This is a genomic window from Stenotrophomonas sp. STEN147, from assembly GCF_056757995.1.
Window position 1 is genome coordinate 109,677 of sequence record NZ_JBRRCG010000012.1, and the last position, 18,441, is coordinate 128,117.

Consider the following 18,441-nt stretch of genomic DNA (forward strand, 5'->3'; position numbering starts at 1 on the left):
CGTGCCAACTTTTTGCGCCCTGCAAGTCCTTGATTTCACACAGCGTGCACTGGGTCAGTGCGGCACAGGCTGCACCAAAGGGGTGCGCAGGCACGCGGATGCACCCCTTTGGTGCGGCATGGATGGTCTATCCTCTCGACCTTCTTCCGCCGCACGCGCCCGCACTGTCCATGTCCGACCTGCTCTCCGCCCTGCTGCTGGGCATCCTCGAAGGCTTGACCGAATTCCTGCCGATCTCCAGTACCGGCCACCTGCTGATCGCCCAGCATTGGCTGGGCGCACGTTCGGATTTCTTCAACATCATCATCCAGGCCGGCGCGATCCTGGCCGTGGTGCTGGTGTTCCGCCAGCGCCTGTGGAGTCTGGCCACCGGCCTGGGACAGCGCGAGAACCGCGACTACGTGTTCAAGCTGGGCGCGGCATTCCTGGTCACCGCCGTGGTCGGGCTGCCGGTGCGCCTGCTCGGCTGGGAACTTCCGGAAACGGTCAGCCCGATCGCCTGGGCGCTGATCATCGGCGGCATCTGGATGCTGCTGGTGGAGCTGTATACCGCGCGCCTGCCCGACCGCGACCAGGTCACCTGGACGGTGGCGATCGGTGTCGGTCTGGCACAGGTGGTGGCCGGCGTGTTCCCCGGCACCTCGCGCTCGGCGTCGGCCATCTTCCTGGCCATGCTGCTGGGCCTGAGCCGTCGCGCAGCCGCTGCCGAGTTCGTGTTCCTGGTCGGCATTCCCACCATGTTCGCCGCCAGCGCCTATGCGTTCCTCGAGCTGGCCAAGAAGGGACAACTGGCCAGCGAGAACTGGGCCGATGTCGGCGTGGCGTTCGTTGCCGCCGTCATCACCGGCTTCATCGTAGTGAAGTGGCTGCTGGGCTACATCAAATCGCACCGCTTCACCGCGTTCGCCCTGTACCGCATCGCGCTGGGTGCCGCACTGCTGCTGTGGTTGCCGTCCGGCACCTGAACAGCGGCCGGGAACGGCAACCCCGTTGCCGGCCCCGCCCCGTTTCCCCCTCGGTTCCCCAAGGAGAATCACCATGAACCGCAAGCTCACCCTGCTCCTCCCGCTGGCCCTGCTGGCCGCCTGCAGCCAGACCCCGGCCCCGGCCGGAACCGGCGGCGACGACGTGGCCCCGGCGGCGACCAAGGCGGCAGACCAGCAGACGCTGGCGCACCTGGACGCGCAGCGCCTGCAGAGCCAGCACTGGCGGCTGCAGAAGGCCACGGCCGCCGACGGCACGCGCATCGACGCGCTGTTCGCCCGTGAAGACAAGCCGGTCACCCTGGACTTCGTCGATGGCCGCCTGTCGGTCAGCAATACCTGCAACCGCATGAGTGGCGGTTACACCCTGGCCGACGGAAAGCTGAGTGTCAGCGCGATGGCCTCGACGATGATGGCCTGCGCGGACACGTCGCTGATGGCGCTGGACGAGGCCGTATCCAGCCGCCTGCAGGGCGAACTGAAGGCGGAGCAGGATGCCGCCGGCACGCTGACCCTGACCAGCGCACAGGGCGACACGCTGGTCTTCGCTCCGGAACCCACCGCTGAAACCCGCTATGGCGGCGCCGGCGAAACCGTGTTCCTGGAAGTGGCCGCCCGGACCGAGAAGTGCTCGCACCCGCTGATCCCGGACTACCAGTGCCTGCAGGTCCGCGAGGTGAAGTATGACGACAAGGGCCTCAAGCAGGGCGAGCCGGGCAAGTTCGAGAACTTCTACGGCAACATCGAGGGCTACACCCACGAAGACGGCGTGCGCAACGTCGTGCGGGTGAAGCGCTACGAGGTGAAGAACCCGCCAGCCGATGCGCCGTCGCAGGCGTATGTGCTGGACATGGTGGTCGAGTCGGCCGTCGAGAAGAAGTAAGCATGAAGAAGGGCGGCCGCAGGGCCGCCCTTCTTCATTGCCGCCAGGCGTACTGCCCGGCGCTGCAGAAACACGCTACGCGGTCAGGCCAGCGCCGGATTCAATGTGTAGGTGCCGTGCAGCGCCGCCTCGGCCAGCACATGGCCATGCATGGCGCGATGGACATCCGCGGCGGTGAAGCGTTCCGGCAACGCCAGCGCGGCCACGTCCAGCGCGAACACACGGAAGAAGTAGCGGTGCAGCCGCTCGTCGTTGAACGGCGGGTACGGGCCGTCGTAGCCCAGGTAATCACCGGCCATGTCCGGATTGCCGGCGAACCAGCCGGTGAAGTCGTTCAGGCCCTGCCGGCTGCCGGCCGGACCGGCCGGTGCGGCCTTGCCCTTGACCACGAAGCCATCGCTGCAGCTGCCCGCGGCGATCTCGTGCACGCTGGCAGGGATGTCGGCCATCACCCAGTGCACGAAGTCGCAGCGCGGCTGGTCGCGTGGCACCGTCATATCGCTGCGGCCGACGGTGTCCGGCACGGTCGGCACATCCGGGTCCACGCAGATCAGCACGAACGAGCGGGTGCCCTCGGGCACATCGCTCCAGGCCAGGTGGGGATTGCGGTCCGGCGCGAAACCGGCGGTGTCGCCGGCGGCGAATTCGCGGTCGATCGGTGCGCCGTTGGTCAGGCTGTGGCTGCTCAGTTTCATCGGACGGTCCTCACTCTTCCGGGTAGCCCAGGCGCACCGCGATCGGTGTCAGCTGGGCGAAAGCGGCGCTCATCACGTCGCGGTAGTGGCGCCAGTGGCCCGGCGGGAAGCGCGGCACGCCAAGCTGGGCTGCCACGGGCATCGGGCGCTCGAACAGGCGTCCCAGCAACTCGGCCATCGCCTGCGCATCATTGCCGATGTGGTCGATCCGCAGCAGCACATGCGGGTACAGATCTTCCTCGTTGAGGGTCGCGACCTGGGCCAGCGCACGCGCCAGCCATTCGCCGGCCTCGGCCAGCGAGGTCATCGCCAGCGGCGCGGCAGCGCCATAGGCCACCCAGTCCAGCAGCATGTCGCGCGGATCACGCAGCACGATCAGCAGGCGGCCCTGCGGCAGCTGCGGGCGCAGGGCCCACAGCAGCGCGTTGTCCCACCACAGCAGCCAGTCGATGATCGTGTCGCCCTGCACGCCGCGCGCCGGCAGCTGCTCGCGCCAGCGCTGCACCAGCCGCTCCGGCGTCAGCACGCCGGACGCCAGGTCCTGCAGCGTGTGGTAGTTCTGGAACGCGTCATCCGGCGGGTTGCTGGTGTAGCGATCACTGCGCAGCACCGGGCTGGCAGCGGCCAGGCCGGTCGCCACGCGCTCCACACCCGAACCCGGTGCGCCCCACAGGAAAATCGGCGCCGACGTGTTGGATTCGTCGACACTGCCCTTGTCCGGCCAGCTCGGCGGTGCCTTCGCCTGCGGCGGCAGCGGCAGGCGCTGCGGCGCCTGGTCGGCCTGCAGCGCCAGCCAGGTTGCCAGGGCGGCATCCGGTCGCCCGGCGCGATCCTGGATTTCGCCCAGCCAGGTGCGCAGGTCAGCGCGATGGCCCTCCGCGGCCTGTTCGATCAGCGCCTGCACGCGGGCGACGGCAGCAGCGGGGTCGCGCTGCAGCAGGCCCTCGACAAGGCGGGACTCGGCGCTGACACGGCCCGGCTCGAGGCTGACGATGCGTTCTGCGATGCCTTCGGCCTGTGCGTGCTCACCCGCCATGTCGTGCAGCCGCAGACGCGCCTCCAGGGCGGGCACATGGCCAGGCATCGCTTCGATCCAGCGCTCGACCACGGCAACCGCCGCATCGCTGCCCACCTCTTCCACCGACAGGCGTGCCAGCCACAGGTCATGCAGCTGCGGGTTGTTTTCCAGCGCCGCATCCAGGCGTGCGCGCGCTTCTTCCTCGCGGCCCAGCCGCTGCCACGACATCAGCAGCAGCTGCAGCATCTGCCGGTCTGCCGGCTGCGATTCCAGCAGCGGCAGCAGGTGTTCCAGCGCCTGCAAGGGCTGCCCGCTGCGCAGCGCCAGCTCACCGGCCAGGCGCCGCAGCGATGCGTGGTCCATGCCTGGCTGCTGCAGCGCCACCTGCATGGCCTCGGCGGCGGCCTCGAGATTGCCCTGCCGCAACGCCAGCTGCACGACCAGCCCGTGCAGGGACGACAGCGTCGGGTTGAGCTCCAGCACGCGGCGGAAGGCCTGCTCGGCGAATGCCAGCATGTCCTTGCCCAGATAGGCAAAGCCCAGTGCATACAGCACGCGCGGATCATTCGGCTGGGCCTGGTTGGCCTGCGACAGCAGCACCAGCGCGCGATCAGGATCGTCACGGCGCAGGGCGATCATGCCGTCGATGTGCAGCAGATCGGGGTGATCCGGTTCGACGCGCGCGGCCAAGTTCGACAGGCGCTGGGCTTCGTCGAAGTCATTACGGCCGATCGCCAGGTGCGCCTGCATCAGGTAGGCGGAAAAGGCGTTCGGATTGAGATCGGTGGTACGCAGCAGCGCCTCGTCGGCGCCCTGGTATTCGCGCAGCGCCAACAGCAGGCCGGCATGCTGCAGATGCAGCTGGGCATCGTCGGGGGCCAGCCGCAGCGCCTGCTGCAGTGCGTCCATCGCGTCGCCGGGCTTGCCCTGCTGCTGCAGCGCAAGCGCCAGCCAGCGGTGGGCCGCGGCCAGGCCGGGTTCGTCACGGGTCCACGCCTGGGCCAGCTGCACGGCCTGGCCGGCCTCGTTCTGGCGCAACGCTTGGATGATCTGGTCTTGCATGGCGGTCCGGTTCAAGGGCAAACCCGCATTGTAGCGGCCTGCGCGCCGGTCCCGGTTCAGGCCTGCAGAACCCGCCGCAGGCGCTGTGCCACCCAGCGCTCGGAGAAGCCGTCACCACGCCAGTTTTCCAGGAAACCGCAGTGACCGCCCCAGCACGCCGTCTCCAGATGCGCCTGGCGTGGCAGCTGCCAGTCGCGGAACGTGGAATACGGGATCACCGGATCATCCTGTGCCATCAGGATGTCGGCCGGCACCTGCAGCCCGGACAGGCGATCACCGGCAATCGAGTAGCCGTCGAAGTAGGCCTGCAGCGAACCGAAGGTGGTATGGCGCTCGACCAGCCATGCGGTCAGCGCGCGGATATCCAGCTTCAGCACGCGATCGTCGCAGTCACTCAACTCGGGGAAAAGGTCGCGCTTGCGGCGCAGCGAGACGGTCCACTTGCGGCGGAAATACCAGTCGTACATCGCCGGGCCGTTCTCGATGCTCTCCATGGTCAACGCCGGGTCCAGCACCGGGCACACCGAGGCCACCCGCAGCAGCGGCACGCCGGCTGCCGGCGCACGCAGGGCCAGGCGCAGCACGAAGTTGCCGCCCAGCGAGTAGCCAGCGGCGACCAGCGGCAGGTGCGGCCAGCGCTGGGCGACATCGCCCGCGGCATGCACCACTTCGTCGATCAGGTTGGAATGGAAGATGCCGGGGTTGAGGTGATGGGTGTTGCCATGGTCACGGAAGTTCAGCCGCACCACGTCGAAGCCCTGCTCGAGCATGCGCGCGGCGGCCATGCGCATGTAGCTGGACTCGGCGCTGCCTTCCCAGCCATGCAGCAGCAGTGCGATGCCACGCGGTTCGCGCCCCTCGACGTGGCTGTGCCAGCCCTGCAGGCGCACGCCCTCGCCACCATCGAGGATCATTTCCTCGCTGACCGCGCCGGTGGCGGCCAGCAGCAGCAGGCCGCGCTGCAGGCGCATGCGGCTGGAACTGAGCATCGACTGCAGGTGGGGATTGCGCAGCCAGCGCGGCGGCTGGTAATCGGCCGCGGTCAGCATCGACGCGGAGGCGTCGACAGGCGGTGGCGGGACCAGGGCCACCACGGCCTCACTCCCCGCTCATGGCCGCCACGATGCGCGCGCGCGAGGTTTCCGCGATGCGCCGACGGCCTTCCAGGTCCTGGGCACCGATCGGTGCCAGGAAGTGCACTTCCGCACGTCGCGCCGGCTCACCGAGCAGGCGCAGGAAATTGGCGAAGAAACTCTCGCCCGGGCCGAAGGCCACGATCGTCTGCGCGTCGCCCTTGGTTCCGTATACCAGCGCCACCGGCTGCACCGGCACACCGGTCTCGACTGCCGCCTGGAAGATCCGGGCGTGGAACGGGCCCACTTCGTGACCCCCGCGGGTGCGCCCCTCCGGGAACACGCCCACGGCCTTGCCTTCACGCAGGCGATCGGCCATCACCTGCATCACCCCACCGAGCGACTCGGTGTTGCCACGCTGGTGGAAGATGGTCTGGCCGCGCGCGGCCAGCCAGCCGACCACCGGCCAGCCGGCGATCTCGCGCTTGGCGACGAAGCCCATCATGCGCTGGCTGTGCAGGATGCTGATGTCGACCCAGCTGACGTGGTTGGCGACGAACAGCACCGCGCCGGGCAGCGGCTGGCCGATGCGCTCCAGGCGGAAACCGAAGATCCACATCAGCCCGCCCTGCCACGCGTTCACCACTCTGGCACCGAGACGGTCCTGGCCCACGCGCAGGTTCGCCCACGGCGCAAGCATGCCCAGCAGGGTGAGCGGCAGGAACACGAGGATGTGGACCAACAGCAGCGGTACGCGGTACAGGTAACGGCACACACGCGCCACGCCGCCGCGGGGGGCCGGAGTGGGGGAAGTCATCCGCGCACGATACCGGAGGGCTGCCATCGCTGCCAGCTGGTTCAGGCCATAAATCCGCTAGATCGGGGCAATCGGCGGGGAACGCTGGGTTCCGCCGCTGTCGCGGGCCTGGCCGGGCGCTCAGCCGTGGCCGGCAGCCACCACGGCCAGGGTCAGCCGCGAGATGCACACCAGCCGGCCCTGCTCGTCCTCGATGCGGATCTCCCACAGCTGCGTGCTGCGACCCACGTGCAGCGCGCGTGCGGTACCGGTGACGGTGCCCGAACGCACCGCGCGCACGTGGTTGGCGTTGATCTCCAGGCCCACGCAGATCTGCTTGCCGGCCTCCACGCACAGATTGCCCGCGCTGCTGCCCAGGGTCTCGGCCAGCACCACCGATGCGCCGCCATGCAGGATGCCGTAGGGCTGGCGGGTGCGCTCGTCCACCGGCATGGTGGCCTGCAGCCAGTCTTCACCGGCAGCGCTGAAGACGATGCCCAGCGACGCGATGGCCGTGTTGCGGCTGAGCGCGTTGAGCTGCTCGAGGGATACGGCTTCGCGGAACACCTGGGTCATGCGGGCACCTTCAGAGGATGGGGACGAGGCCGGCGCCGAACGCGGTCAGCATGCGCACCAGCAGCCACTTCGGTCCGACGTTGACTTCAGGGAAGTCACCCACGGCGACGTAGCACTGGTGGAAGTCCGGGCTCTGCCGGGGCAGCGGCTGCGGGCAGTCCGGACCCGGCTTGAACTCGTAGTCGGTGGCGTAGCGCCACGGCCAGAAATCGAGGATCGGCAGCGCCTCGGAGGCCTTGCCGACGCTGTAGTTGAGCCCGGACAGCACCGGCGGCTTGGCGCGTGGCGCGACCGTCCAGGAGTTCTGCGGGTGGATGTCGCGCAGGATGCTCTGCGCCAGCTGCTCGGCGAACACCGGATCGTCGATGATCACCGCACCTTCGGTGTTGTAGTTCTCGCTGCGCGGATCGAAGTTGTGGGTGCCGACCACGCCGATGCGGCGGTCGACCACCAGCGACTTCGCGTGCAACCCCATGCGCGCACCCTTGCGGGTCACAGGCAGCGGCTTGTTGACCGCCTTGCTGCCCAGGAACGAGGGCCGCGTCTCGGTGCGCAGCAGGCGCGTTTCCACTTCACTGCCGGCGGCGCGGCGGCGCGCCCGCGCATTCTCGTAGGCGCTGCCGGTGCGGGGGCGGAAAACCGCCGGCGCTTCGTCGGCGCCAGTCGTGGTGGTGGCGGCGGCGTCGGTAGCGGTGGACGTACCGCCGCTGCGGGCATTGCTGCCGGCAGCGCTGCCGCCGATCAGCGGATTGCGTCCGCCACTGTCCTGGCCCGGCGGCGCCTTGATCGGGTCCGGCAGCAGGTTGCGGTAGTCGACCGGCGCATCGAGCGGGAACGGCTTGTATTCGAAGATGTTGAAGCCCAGCTCACGCATGTTGCGCCGCTTGTACTTGTACGACAGCGCGTAGACGATCGGGTTGTCAGTGGCGGCCAGGCTGTTGGTGGACACCAGCACGCGCGGCGGCTGCGGACGCTTGCGCAGATCGCGGAACAATGTCTGCGCGGGTTTGGACAGCACCAGGTACGGCGTCTGCAGGATCACTTCGTGCTGCGCGCTGGCGATCAGTGCGTCGAGCTGTGGCTCGGTGACGTGCTGGCCGGCCAGGGGCGCATCGACCTTTTCGCGCCGATGTTTTCGCGGCAGGTCGGCCACGTAGCGCACCGACGCCACCGGCAACGCAGTGTCGACGAAGGAGCGGGTGACGAAGTCCATGTCGTTGGCCTCCGCGCTGACCCGCTGCACCCGCTCGGGACGGCGGAAGGTGGTGGGCGGCAGGGCCGGCACGCCCTCGCGCAGCAGCGTGCGTCCGACGTCGTTCAGGCGTTCGGCCGGCACGCTGCGGCGGGCGCGCCAGAATGCATCGAAATTGGCCGCCATCTCACGCGCTTCCGGGCCGGCGATCAATACGTCGCGATCGCGGAAGTTGTACTCGCGGTCCCAGTCGTAATAGTCGTCCTGGTAGTTGCGGCCGCCAACCACGCCGATTGCGTCATCAATCACCAGCAGCTTGTTGTGCATGCGCTGGTTGAAGCGGCGGAAACAGCACAGCACGCTGCCGGCATAATCGAAGTAGTTCAGCCGCGCCTTGCCGAAGGTGGGGTTGTACACCCGCAGCTGGAAGTTCTCGTGGGCGCCGGACAGGGCGCCGAGAATCTGCAGGTCGGAGATGGCCGAGAGCTGGTCGATCAGCAGCCGCACCTTCACTCCCCGCTTCGAGGCGGCGAGCAGTTCATCGATGACCAGCCGGGCACTGTCGTCCTTGTCGAAGATATAGGTCTGCAGATCGATGCTGCGGGTGGCACTGCGCAACAGGTTCAGGCGCGCGACCAGTGCGCCCTCCCCCTCGTCCAGCAGGGTGGCGTAATGACGGGGACGGGTTTCGGTGGACTCGCTGAATGCGCGGCCGGCGAGCGCACGCAGCGGCGACTCCTGCGCGCAGCGGTCGGCACGCTGGCAGTCGACCTCGGTGGAACGCGCCTGCACGGCAATCGCTTCGGCACGGTCGCGCTCGGCGTGCGACAGCGACGCACAGCCACTGCCAAGCAACACCGTTGCCAGCGCCAGCACCCGCAGCAGCAGATTCACGGTTTCGGCGCCTCGCTCAGGCGCGCTCGCAATACGAAGGTCACTCGGTCACTCAAGGCAAGCTGCCAGCTGTCCATGCCATACCGGCCTCGTTGCACGGTACCGCGGCTGACGACGTCGCAATCATAGCCGGGTCGAGCGCACTGCGCCTTCTCGACCCGCAGCGATTCAGGATGGCTGACCCCGCGCAGGGTCAGACGGCCTTCGATGTCGCCGCCTTCGGCCACCGTATCGGGCCAGTAGGGCAGCGAATCGAACTCCACCATGGGGTGCCGCCCGGCGTCGAAGAACTCCTCGCCCCGCATCCAGCCGGTGTAGCGGGCCTTGCCGGGGATCTCCACCGAACGGGTGAACATCTTCAGGTGCACCTGGTGGCGGCCGTCGGAGAGCACCTCGATGCGCCCCTCGAACTGCGGGAACACCCCCTCGATGCGCTGCCCGAAGCGGGTGCGCACTTCGAAGCCGATGCGCGAATGCTGGGTGTCGAGCAGCAGCACGCGGGGGCCATCGGCGCGCACCGGAGGCAACGTGGTTGGCTGGGGCACGCCCGCCCAGGCCGGGGCGAGTGCCAGCAGCAGGGGCAACAGGCAGCGGCCGGGCCACCGCAGGCTCATTGGCTCAGGGCCACCAGAAAGCGTTCAGGCTGGCCACGCCCGGCTCGATCGCCGCTTCGCGCGGGAAGCCGAGCACCGCGATGCCGGCCGGCGGCATGCCGCGGTAATCGCTGCTGCTGCCCTCGGTCATCAGGGCCACCAGCCGTTCCAGGCCGGGGTTGTGGCCCACGACCAGCACGCGGTCGAGATCGCGGCGTTCGTCTACCAGTGCCGCCAGGGTGCCCGGGGTGGCTTCGTAGATGCGATCTTCCAGGCGCTTTTCGACATAGCCGATGGCCGCCATCACCGCTTCCAGGGTTTCGCGGGTGCGCCGCGAAGGCGAGCACAGCACGCAATCCGGCAGCAGCTTGTTCTCCTTCAGCCAGCGGCCGGCGGCTTCGGCTTCGGCAAGCCCGACCGGCGACAGGGGCCGGTCGAGGTCGGCCTGGCCCGGGGTGGCCGGTTCGGCGTGGGCATGGCGCAGCAGGATCAGTTCACGCATCGCGGATATCCATGGAATCGGGGAGTGGAGCAAGGGCCCAGGCGTGAACGGTCACAGCTTCAGCCAGGACAGCAGAGGTTCCCAGTCGGCCTGGTGCTCGCGCACCTGGGCGGAGCGATAGTCGAACAGGCTGCGGCCCAGGCCGGTCATGACCACGTAGCTCTGGCTGTCGCGCAGCTGTGCGACCACCGGGTACGGCCATTCGGCCAGCATCTGCAGCGCCTGCTGCGAGGTCTGGGTCCAGGGCTTGGTGCGGTTGAGCACCAGCCCCACCGGCAGCTTGCGGCTGTGCACGCGCGGCACCTGGGCCAGGCTGTTGAGGAAGCCGACGATGGCTTCGATGTCCAGCGCCGAGGGCAGCACCGGCACCACCACCGCGTCGGCGGCATCGAGGAAATGGGGGATATCGTCGGCCAACGCGCCGGCAGGCGCATCGATGATGACGGTCTCGGTGCCATCGGGCAGCTTCTGGGCCCATTGCTTCTTCCGGTACACGTCGATCGGCAGCACCGCGCTTTCCAGGCCGGCGCGGCGCTGTGCCCAGCGGGTGCTGGAGCCCTGCGGGTCGGCATCGGCGATCACCGTGGCCTTGCCCTGCAATGCCGCGTACGCGGCCAGGTGGGTGGCGACGGTGGTCTTGCCCACCCCGCCCTTGGAACCGGCCACCAGGATCGTCTTCATGCCAGCCTCGCTTCCGGGTACGTGCCCCGAGCGTACACCGGCGATGGTGACGGGAGGTAGAGCCGCGCTGAACCTGTCGGCATCGGCTTTGCTATGGTGGCGCCCCCGAAGGATCGAACCCGCATGAGCGAACTGCAGGACCTGAGCGCGCTGATCCGCGCCAATACCCCCCTGATCGTGGTGGAGACCCAGGACGAGGGCCGCATCGTCGAGCTGTTCCGGCAGACACTGATGCATGTATGGCGGGCCCTGCACCGCTGGTCGATCACCGAGGGCCTGCGCCGCATCGATCTGGACAGCGAGGATGCGCCGGTCGGACCGCCCGATGCCAGCGCGGCGCTGCAGATGATCCGCCAGGCCGACCAGCGCGGGGTGTACCTGCTGCTCGATTTCCATCCCTATCTGGGCTATGCCAGCCACCAGCGCGCGCTGCGCGACCTGATCCAGCGCCGCCACAGCGAACCCCATGTGCTGGTGCTGATCGGCGCCAAGGTCGAGCTGCCGGCCGAACTGGAAGCCCTGGCGGTGCGCTTCAACCCGCGCCTGCCCGACGCCAATGCACTGCTGAAGATGCTGCGCGAAGAGGCCGATGCCTATGCACGCGAGCATGGTGGCCGCCGCGTGGAGGTCGACAGCGAGGCGGTGAAGAAGATCCTGAAGAACCTGCAGGGCCTGAGCCTGGTCGACGCCCGGCGCATCGCCCGGCAGCTCATCTACGCCGACGGTGCGCTGCGCGACGACGACCTGCCGCAGCTGGCGCGGCTGAAGTTCGAGCTGCTCAACCGCAGCGGCCACCTGTTCTTCGAGCATGACAGCGCGCGCTTCGGTGACGTGGCCGGCGCCAACCGGCTCAAGCGCTGGATCAACCAGCGCCGTGTCGCCTTCATCGCCGGCTCGGCACCGGCAGGGCTGGATCCGCCGCGCGGCATGCTGCTGCTGGGCGTGCAGGGCTGCGGCAAGTCGATGCTGGCCAAGGCCACCGCCGCCGGGTTCGGCGTACCGCTGCTGCGCCTGGACGTGGGCGCGCTTTACAACAAGTACCACGGCGAGACCGAGTCCAACCTGCGCCAGGCCCTGGCCTCGGCCGAGCAGCTGGCGCCCTGCGTGCTGTGGATGGACGAGATCGAGAAGGGCCTGGCCAGTGGGGGCGACGACGGTGGGGTATCGCGCCGCGTGCTTGGCTACCTGCTGACCTGGATGGCCGAACGCAAGGCGCCGGTGTTCATCGTCGCTACCGCCAACCAGGTGCATGAGCTGCCCGCGGAGCTGCTGCGCAAGGGGCGCTTCGACGAGATCTTCTTCGTCGACCTGCCCTCGCCCGAGGTGCGGGTGGAACTGCTGCGCCTGCACCTGGGGCGACGCCAGCTCACTGCGGACGACTTCGCGCTGCCGGCGCTTGCCGCGGCGGCCAACGGGTTCTCCGGTGCGGAGATCGAGCAGGCCATCGTGGCCGGGCTGTATGCGGCCCATGCCGAGAACCGGCCGCTGGATACTGAAACGCTGATGGGCGAGATCCGGGCGACACGGCCCTTGTCGGTGCTGATGGCCGAGCAGGTGGCGGCGTTGCGCGAGTGGGCGTCGGGGCGCACGGTGTCTGCGGACGACTGAGCGGTCTGCCGCCCGCGGCGCAGGCTGTTGCCTTCTGCAGGTGCCGGGTGCACCCCGGCACGACGCCTGCCCTCAGGGCCAGGCCGGCGGCGCGGCAGCCCAGGCCTGCTGTACTTCGGCCAGCGACGCACGCTCGTCCTCGCGCCACTGCGGCAGCAGCTGCGCGTAGCGGCTGCTGTCGCTCCACTGCGAGGGTTCGGTGCGCACGGCAGCGGCGTACCACTGCACTGCCTGCTCCTTCTGCCCCAGGCGCCACAGTGCCAACGCGTAGCTTGGCGGCAACCAGCTCGGCTTGCTGAGCGTACTGCCGGCGGCGGCCTGCCACTGCTCCAGCGCGGCCTCCGGCTGCCCCTGCCGCAGCAGGTCCCAACCATAGTTCCAGCGTACGCCGCGACCGACGCTGCTCTGCACCGGGGCATCCTTCAATGCTTCGCGGTACAGCTGCTCGCCAAGTTCGGTACGGCCCTGCGCGATCGCCACCGAGGCCAGCTGCACGGTCGCTTCCACCACGCGCCGGCCACGCTCGCGCTGCTTGAGCAGCTGCGCCACCAGGGCATCGCCCTGCGACTGCTGCACGACCACCATCGGCGCAGCCGCGGCATCGTTGTCGAAATAGAACTCCTGTGGCGCCGGCAATACCGGCGCCGCCCACGCGGAGGCCGCCCCCGAGACCAGCAGGATGCCGGTCAGGATCTTTACTGCCACTGACATTCCTTCTTCCCCCGGGCTGCGACCGCAGCCCCTCTCTCTCCTCCCGATCCTAACCGCAGCATGGCCGCCGGCGCGAGTGCCGGGGCCTGCGCGGCCTCACTGCTACAATTCGCGCCTTCCCCGTCGCGTGCCTGCACGCGGCCGGTGCCAGCCGATCCTGACCGGGCCAGCCATGACCAGTACCGCGCAACTCACCTCGCCCTCTTCCGCCGACCTGATCGACCGTGATTACACGCTCGATCACAAGTACACCCGCAACGAGGGACGGATCTACCTGAGCGGGGTGCAGGCGCTGGTGCGGCTGCCGCTGATGCAGCGGCTGCGGGATGCCGCCGAAGGCATCGACAGCGCGGGGTTCATCAGCGGCTATCGCGGCAGCCCCCTGGGCGGCTTCGATCTGGAGCTGTGGCGCGCCCGCACGCACCTGGAGGCCGCGCGGGTGAAGTTCACCCCCGGCCTGAACGAGGACCTGGGCGCCACCATGGTCTGGGGCACCCAGCAGACCAACCTGTTCCCCGGCGCCAACGTGCAGGGCGTGTTCGGCATGTGGTACGGCAAGGGCCCGGGCGTGGACCGCTGCGGCGACGTCTTCAAGCACGCCAATGCGGCAGGCACGTCCCGTCATGGCGGCGTGCTGGCGCTGGCGGCCGATGACCATGCCTGCCGCAGTTCCACCCTGCCGCACGGCAGCGAGGACGAATTCGTCAGCGCGATGATGCCGGTGCTGAATCCGGCGGGCGTGCAGGACATTCTCGACATGGGCCTGCTCGGCTGGGCGATGAGCCGGTATACCGGGCGCTGGGTCGGCTTCAAGACCATCGCCGAGACGGTGGAATCGTCGGCATCGGTCGACGTGGATCCGCTGGCGCGTCGCATCGTGCTGCCGGACGACTTCCCGATGCCGGCCGGCGGCCTCAACATCCGTTGGCCGGACCCGCCACTGGACCAGGAGATGCGCCTGCACCGCTATGCCGTGAAGGCCGCGCAGGCCTTCGCCCGCGCCAACGGCATCGACCGGGTGGTGATGGACGCGCCGCGTGCACGGCTGGGCATCGTCACCACCGGCAAGAGCTACCTGGATGTGCTGCAGGCACTGGAGTACCTGGGCCTGGACGAGGCCGCCTGCGCCGACATCGGCATCCGCGTCTACAAGGTCGGCATGACCTGGCCGCTGGAGCCGGAAGGCATCGCCCGCTTCGCGCAGGGCCTGGACGACATCATCGTGGTGGAGGAGAAGCGCGCCTTCATCGAGCGGCAGATGAAGGAGCAGTTCTTCAACTGGCCGGCCAGCTGGGGCCCGCGCCCGTCCATCGTCGGCAAGTACGACGAAGCCGGTGAATGGATCCTGCCGTCCACCGGCGAGCTGACCCCGGCCACCATCGCCGGCGTGATCGGCCGGCGCATCCAGCGGTTCTTCAACAACGAGTCGATCGAACAGCGCCTGCAGTGGATGCAGCAGAAGGAGGCCGAGCTCGCGTTGCCGCGCGCCAGCTTCCCGCGCGTACCGCACTACTGTTCGGGCTGCCCGCACAACACCTCCACCACGGTGCCGGACGGTTCACGTGCGTTGGCCGGCATCGGTTGCCATTACATGGTGACCTGGATGGACCGCAGCACCGACACGTTCACCCACATGGGTGGCGAAGGCGTGACCTGGGCAGGGCAGGCGCCGTTCACCGATACCCCGCACGTGTTCCAGAATCTGGGCGACGGCACCTATTTCCACAGCGGCTCGCTGGCGATCCGCCAGGCGATCGCGGCCGGCGTCAACATCACCTACAAGATCCTCTACAACGATGCGGTGGCGATGACCGGTGGCCAGCCGGTGGATGGCCCGCTCAGCGTGCCGGATATCGCCCGGCAGATGCGCGCCGAAGGCATCCACACCATCGTGGTGCTGTCCGACGACATCGCCAAGTGGACCCGCCAGCGCGAGCATTTCCCCAGTGACGTCGAGTTCCACGACCGCAGCGCGCTGGACGAGGTGCAGAAGCGCCTGCGCGAGGTGAAGGGGGTCTCGATCCTGATCTACGAACAGACCTGCGCCACCGAGAAGCGGCGGCGCCGCAAGCGCGGCAAGCTGGAAGATCCGGCCAAGCGCGTGATGATCAACTCGCTGGTCTGCGAGGGCTGCGGCGACTGTGGCAAGAAGAGCTTCTGCGTCTCGGTGCTGCCGAAGGAAACCGAGTTCGGGCGCAAGCGCGAGATCGACCAGTCCAACTGCAACAAGGACTACTCGTGCGTGAATGGCTTCTGCCCGAGTTTCGTCACGGTGCATGGCGGGAAGCCGCGCAAGGGCAGCCGGCGCGATGCATCGTCCCTGCTGGACAACCTGCCGGCGCCAACGGTGCGCGGCAGCCTGGAGCAGCCCTGGAACATCCTCATCACCGGCGTGGGCGGTACCGGCGTGGTCACCATCGGCGCGTTGCTGGGCATGGCCGGCCACCTGGAGGGCAAGGGCGCCACGGTGCTCGACCAGACCGGCCTGGCGCAGAAGGGCGGCGCGGTGACCACCCACATCCGCATCGCACGCCGGCCGGAGGACATCCATGCCGTGCGCATCGCCGCCGGTGAGGCCGACCTCGTACTGGGCTGCGACATGGTGGTGGTCAACGATTACTGGGCACTGTCGAAGGTGCGCGCAGGCCGCTCGCAGGTCGTGCTCAACACCTACGAAGCGATGCCGGGCACGTTCACCACCCGTCCCGACATGCAGTTCCCGGCGGCCGACATCATCGCCGGCGTGCGCGTGGCGCTGGGCGGCGATGAGCCGCTGCTGCTCGATGCCACCCAGCTGGCCACGGCGCTGCTGGGCGATGCGATCGCCGCGAACCTGTTCATCCTCGGCTACGCCTGGCAGCAGGGCCTGGTGCCGCTGTCGTTCGAATCGCTGATGCGTGCCATCGAGCTCAACGGCGCGGCGGTGGCGATGAACCAGCAGGCCTTCGCCTGGGGCCGGCTGGCGGCGATCGATCCGCAGGCCGTGCAGGAGGCCGCCGGCCTGGTGCGCAACCGCCATACCGATACCGAATCCACGCCGGGCCCGCTGCATCCGCTGCCACCGGGCGAGTGGGAAGGCAACGAGTGGGGTGCCACCGCTGCGCCACGCGACACCGGCGACGAACGCGAACTGCGTGGCCTGCCCTCGCATGGCGGCGAGGTTGCCTTCCTGCCGCTGGACGACGCGCGCCTGTCGCGCTCGCTGGATGAAATGATCGAACGCCGCGCCGCGTTCCTGGTCGACTACCAGGACGCCGCCTACGCCGATCGCTACCGCAGCGTGGTCGAACGCGTGCGCGCCGCCGAACGCGAGCGCATCGGCGGCTCGACCGCGCTGACCGAGACCGTGGCCCGCTATCTGTTCAAGCTGATGGCCTACAAGGACGAATACGAAGTCGCCCGCCTGTACACCAGCGGTGATTTCCAGCGCCGGCTGCAGCAGCAGTTCGAAGGTGACTACCAGCTGCGCTTCCATCTGGCGCCGCCGCTGTTCGCGAAGAAGGATGAACAGGGCCGGCTGCAGAAGAAGGAGTACGGCCCGTGGATGTTCAAGGCGTTCGGCCTGCTGGCGAAGCTGAAGTTCCTGCGGGGCGGTGCCTTCGATGTGTTCGGCCGCACTGCCGAGCGCCGCATGGAGCGCACGCTGATCGGCGACTACGAAGCCACCGTGCAACTGCTGCTGGACGGGCTGGATGACGGTCGCCTGGCGCTGGCCGTGGAGATCGCCAGCATCCCCGAGCACATCCGCGGCTTCGGCCATGTCAAGGAAGCGCATGTGGAGAGCGCCAAGGCGCGGGAAGCTGCGCTGCTGGCGCAGTGGCGCAACCCGAAGGCGCTGCATATCGTGCAGGTGGCTTGAGCCGGAGCAGCGCCGGCCACTGTGAGCTGTGGCGGTTGCCTAGCCCAACCGCCACACCAACAGGCGGTTGTTGGCGGGCATCGCCACATCGCGCAGGCGGGTGAAGCCGCTTTCCGCGGCCAGCGCCTGCACGGCCTCCGCATCGCGGATGCCGCTGCGCGGATCCCGCGCCTTCAGCCACTCATCGAACCGCGCATTGCTGTCGCTGGTGTAGCGGCCGCCGTAGTTGAAGGGGCCATACACCGCCAGCAGTGCGCCATGTCGCAGCACCGACGGCAACGCGGCAAACAGCGCCTGCACGTGCTCCCAGCTCATGATGTGCAGCGTATTGGCACTGAATGCGGCGTCGAACAGACTGCCCTCGGGCACCGACAGCCCTGCTGCCGGTGGCAGTTCCACCTGCAGCGCCACCGGCGGCAGCAGGTTCAACAGTGCCGCCTCGGCGCGCCACGCCTCGATACCCGGCAGATGGTCCGGGTGGTCGCTGGGCTGCCAGCGCAGCCAGGGCCAGCGTTCGGCGAAGAACACGGCGTGCTGGCCGGTGCCGCTGCCGATCTCCAGTACCCGGTGGCGGTCGCCCATCCACGGATCGAGCGCGGCAGCGATCGGTTCGCGGTTGCGTTCGCAGGCTTCTGAATACGGCTTGCTCGACATCGGGACGGCATCCGGACGGGGTCGGGCCATTGTGCACGAGGGAGGGTGTCCGGCAGGGCTGCGCCCTGCACCCACCGAAGCAACATCAACGTCAAAAGCGAGATTCCGTGGGATGGCGGGGCACTGTGGGTTTGCGGGGGCGCCGTGAACCCGTCCATGGGGGCTTGGTCGCCGCATCCATGCGGCTCACACCCCGCAAACCCACAGCGCCCCGCCTTCGACAGTTGGCCGCGATCTGTCGGAAATACTCTTGGGGTCAGATCCGTTTTCCGCAGGAGAACGGATCTGACCCCGGAATTTGATTCGATATCCAACAGCTTTCATCCACGCATGACGTGGATCTGCTGGCCACCGGCCAACTGTCGAAGGCGGGGTGGGGGGGGGTGGGGGGGGGGGGGGGCCCGGGAGGGGGCCGCCCAGCGCAGAGCGCACGGAAAACCACCGCCCCCCCCCCCCCCCCCCCCCCCCCCACCCCCCCCCCCCCCCCCCCCCCCCCCCCCCCCCCCCCCCCCCCCCCCCCCCCCCCCCCCCCCCCCCCCCCCCCCCCCCGCCCCCCCCCCCCCCCCCCCCCCCCCCCCCCCCCCCCCCCCCCCCCCCCCCCCCCCCCCCCCCCCCCCCCCCCCCCCCCCCCCCCCCCCCCCCCCCCCCCCCCCCCCCCCCC

General features: G+C 69.0%; 15 protein-coding genes. 4 read left to right on the forward strand and 11 right to left on the reverse strand.

The window, feature by feature from the left end; genetic code table 11:
• Positions 1-170: 170 nt before the first annotated feature.
• Positions 171-965 (forward strand): undecaprenyl-diphosphate phosphatase, encoded by a 795-nt coding sequence (locus tag ACVOKU_RS13170; protein ID WP_053520271.1) that lies wholly within the window; start codon positions 171-173, stop codon positions 963-965.
• Positions 966-1,038: 73 nt separating this feature from the next.
• Entirely contained in the window at positions 1,039-1,866 is an 828-nt protein-coding gene (locus ACVOKU_RS13175; protein ID WP_481560137.1) for a DUF4377 domain-containing protein, read from the forward strand.
• A gap of 83 nt (positions 1,867-1,949) precedes the next feature.
• Here ACVOKU_RS13175 and ACVOKU_RS13180 read toward each other — a convergent pair whose 3' ends face one another.
• The 9 genes from ACVOKU_RS13180 to ACVOKU_RS13220 form a co-directional block, all read right to left on the reverse strand.
• Positions 1,950-2,561 (reverse strand): YbhB/YbcL family Raf kinase inhibitor-like protein, encoded by a 612-nt coding sequence (locus ACVOKU_RS13180; protein ID WP_065182075.1) that lies wholly within the window; start codon positions 2,559-2,561, stop codon positions 1,950-1,952.
• 10 nt (positions 2,562-2,571) lie between these two features.
• On the reverse strand, positions 2,572-4,641 hold the full coding sequence (locus tag ACVOKU_RS13185) for a tetratricopeptide repeat protein (RefSeq protein ID WP_481560138.1): 2,070 nt from the start codon (positions 4,639-4,641) through the stop codon (positions 2,572-2,574).
• Positions 4,642-4,697: 56 nt separating this feature from the next.
• Positions 4,698-5,732, reverse strand: coding sequence for a YheT family hydrolase (locus ACVOKU_RS13190; protein ID WP_080375346.1), 1,035 nt, complete (start codon positions 5,730-5,732; stop codon positions 4,698-4,700).
• Between the two features lie 7 nt (positions 5,733-5,739).
• On the reverse strand, positions 5,740-6,531 hold the full coding sequence (locus ACVOKU_RS13195) for a lysophospholipid acyltransferase family protein (protein WP_481560139.1): 792 nt from the start codon (positions 6,529-6,531) through the stop codon (positions 5,740-5,742).
• 120 nt (positions 6,532-6,651) lie between these two features.
• A complete protein-coding gene (locus ACVOKU_RS13200) occupies positions 6,652-7,086 on the reverse strand; it encodes a hotdog fold thioesterase (RefSeq protein WP_053519976.1) in 435 nt (144 codons plus the stop codon).
• Positions 7,087-7,096: 10 nt separating this feature from the next.
• Positions 7,097-9,172 (reverse strand): phospholipase D family protein, encoded by a 2,076-nt coding sequence (locus ACVOKU_RS13205; protein ID WP_481560140.1) that lies wholly within the window; start codon positions 9,170-9,172, stop codon positions 7,097-7,099.
• Complete coding sequence (locus ACVOKU_RS13210; RefSeq protein ID WP_065174131.1) at positions 9,169-9,786, reverse strand: YceI family protein; 618 nt, start codon at positions 9,784-9,786, stop codon at positions 9,169-9,171. The genes ACVOKU_RS13205 and ACVOKU_RS13210 overlap by 4 nt, the downstream gene beginning before the upstream one ends.
• A 4-nt stretch (positions 9,787-9,790) precedes the next feature.
• Entirely contained in the window at positions 9,791-10,267 is a 477-nt protein-coding gene (locus ACVOKU_RS13215; protein ID WP_053519979.1) for a SixA phosphatase family protein, read from the reverse strand.
• 51 nt (positions 10,268-10,318) lie between these two features.
• Positions 10,319-10,948 carry a ParA family protein gene (locus ACVOKU_RS13220; RefSeq protein ID WP_053519980.1) on the reverse strand — a complete coding sequence of 210 codons (630 nt, stop codon included), beginning with the start codon at positions 10,946-10,948 and terminating at the stop codon, positions 10,319-10,321.
• 123 nt (positions 10,949-11,071) lie between these two features.
• On the opposite strand from ACVOKU_RS13220, the gene ACVOKU_RS13225 reads away from it, so the two are divergent.
• Positions 11,072-12,556, forward strand: coding sequence for an AAA family ATPase (locus tag ACVOKU_RS13225; protein WP_074902363.1), 1,485 nt, complete (start codon positions 11,072-11,074; stop codon positions 12,554-12,556).
• A gap of 72 nt (positions 12,557-12,628) precedes the next feature.
• Here ACVOKU_RS13225 and ACVOKU_RS13230 read toward each other — a convergent pair whose 3' ends face one another.
• On the reverse strand, positions 12,629-13,267 hold the full coding sequence (locus tag ACVOKU_RS13230; protein WP_065182080.1) for a tetratricopeptide repeat protein: 639 nt from the start codon (positions 13,265-13,267) through the stop codon (positions 12,629-12,631).
• A 172-nt stretch (positions 13,268-13,439) separates the two neighbouring features.
• On the opposite strand from ACVOKU_RS13230, the gene ACVOKU_RS13235 reads away from it, so the two are divergent.
• Entirely contained in the window at positions 13,440-17,126 is a 3,687-nt protein-coding gene (locus ACVOKU_RS13235; protein ID WP_481560141.1) for an indolepyruvate ferredoxin oxidoreductase family protein, read from the forward strand.
• 39 nt (positions 17,127-17,165) lie between these two features.
• On the opposite strand, the gene ACVOKU_RS13240 is transcribed toward ACVOKU_RS13235, so the two are convergent.
• Entirely contained in the window at positions 17,166-17,780 is a 615-nt protein-coding gene (locus tag ACVOKU_RS13240; RefSeq protein WP_065182082.1) for a DUF938 domain-containing protein, read from the reverse strand.
• Positions 17,781-18,441 lie beyond the last annotated feature (661 nt).

Coding starts and splice junctions, on each gene's coding strand:
- ACVOKU_RS13170 (WP_053520271.1), top strand. CDS start 171: ATGTCCGACCTGCTCTCCGCCCTGCTGCTGGGCATCCTCGAAGGCTTG.
- ACVOKU_RS13175 (WP_481560137.1), top strand. CDS start 1,039: ATGAACCGCAAGCTCACCCTGCTCCTCCCGCTGGCCCTGCTGGCCGCC.
- ACVOKU_RS13180 (WP_065182075.1), bottom strand. CDS start 2,561: ATGAAACTGAGCAGCCACAGCCTGACCAACGGCGCACCGATCGACCGC.
- ACVOKU_RS13185 (WP_481560138.1), bottom strand. CDS start 4,641: ATGCAAGACCAGATCATCCAAGCGTTGCGCCAGAACGAGGCCGGCCAG.
- ACVOKU_RS13195 (WP_481560139.1), bottom strand. CDS start 6,531: ATGACTTCCCCCACTCCGGCCCCCCGCGGCGGCGTGGCGCGTGTGTGC.
- ACVOKU_RS13200 (WP_053519976.1), bottom strand. CDS start 7,086: ATGACCCAGGTGTTCCGCGAAGCCGTATCCCTCGAGCAGCTCAACGCG.
- ACVOKU_RS13210 (WP_065174131.1), bottom strand. CDS start 9,786: ATGAGCCTGCGGTGGCCCGGCCGCTGCCTGTTGCCCCTGCTGCTGGCA.
- ACVOKU_RS13215 (WP_053519979.1), bottom strand. CDS start 10,267: ATGCGTGAACTGATCCTGCTGCGCCATGCCCACGCCGAACCGGCCACC.
- ACVOKU_RS13220 (WP_053519980.1), bottom strand. CDS start 10,948: ATGAAGACGATCCTGGTGGCCGGTTCCAAGGGCGGGGTGGGCAAGACC.
- ACVOKU_RS13225 (WP_074902363.1), top strand. CDS start 11,072: ATGAGCGAACTGCAGGACCTGAGCGCGCTGATCCGCGCCAATACCCCC.
- ACVOKU_RS13230 (WP_065182080.1), bottom strand. CDS start 13,267: ATGTCAGTGGCAGTAAAGATCCTGACCGGCATCCTGCTGGTCTCGGGG.
- ACVOKU_RS13235 (WP_481560141.1), top strand. CDS start 13,440: ATGACCAGTACCGCGCAACTCACCTCGCCCTCTTCCGCCGACCTGATC.
- ACVOKU_RS13240 (WP_065182082.1), bottom strand. CDS start 17,780: ATGTCGAGCAAGCCGTATTCAGAAGCCTGCGAACGCAACCGCGAACCG.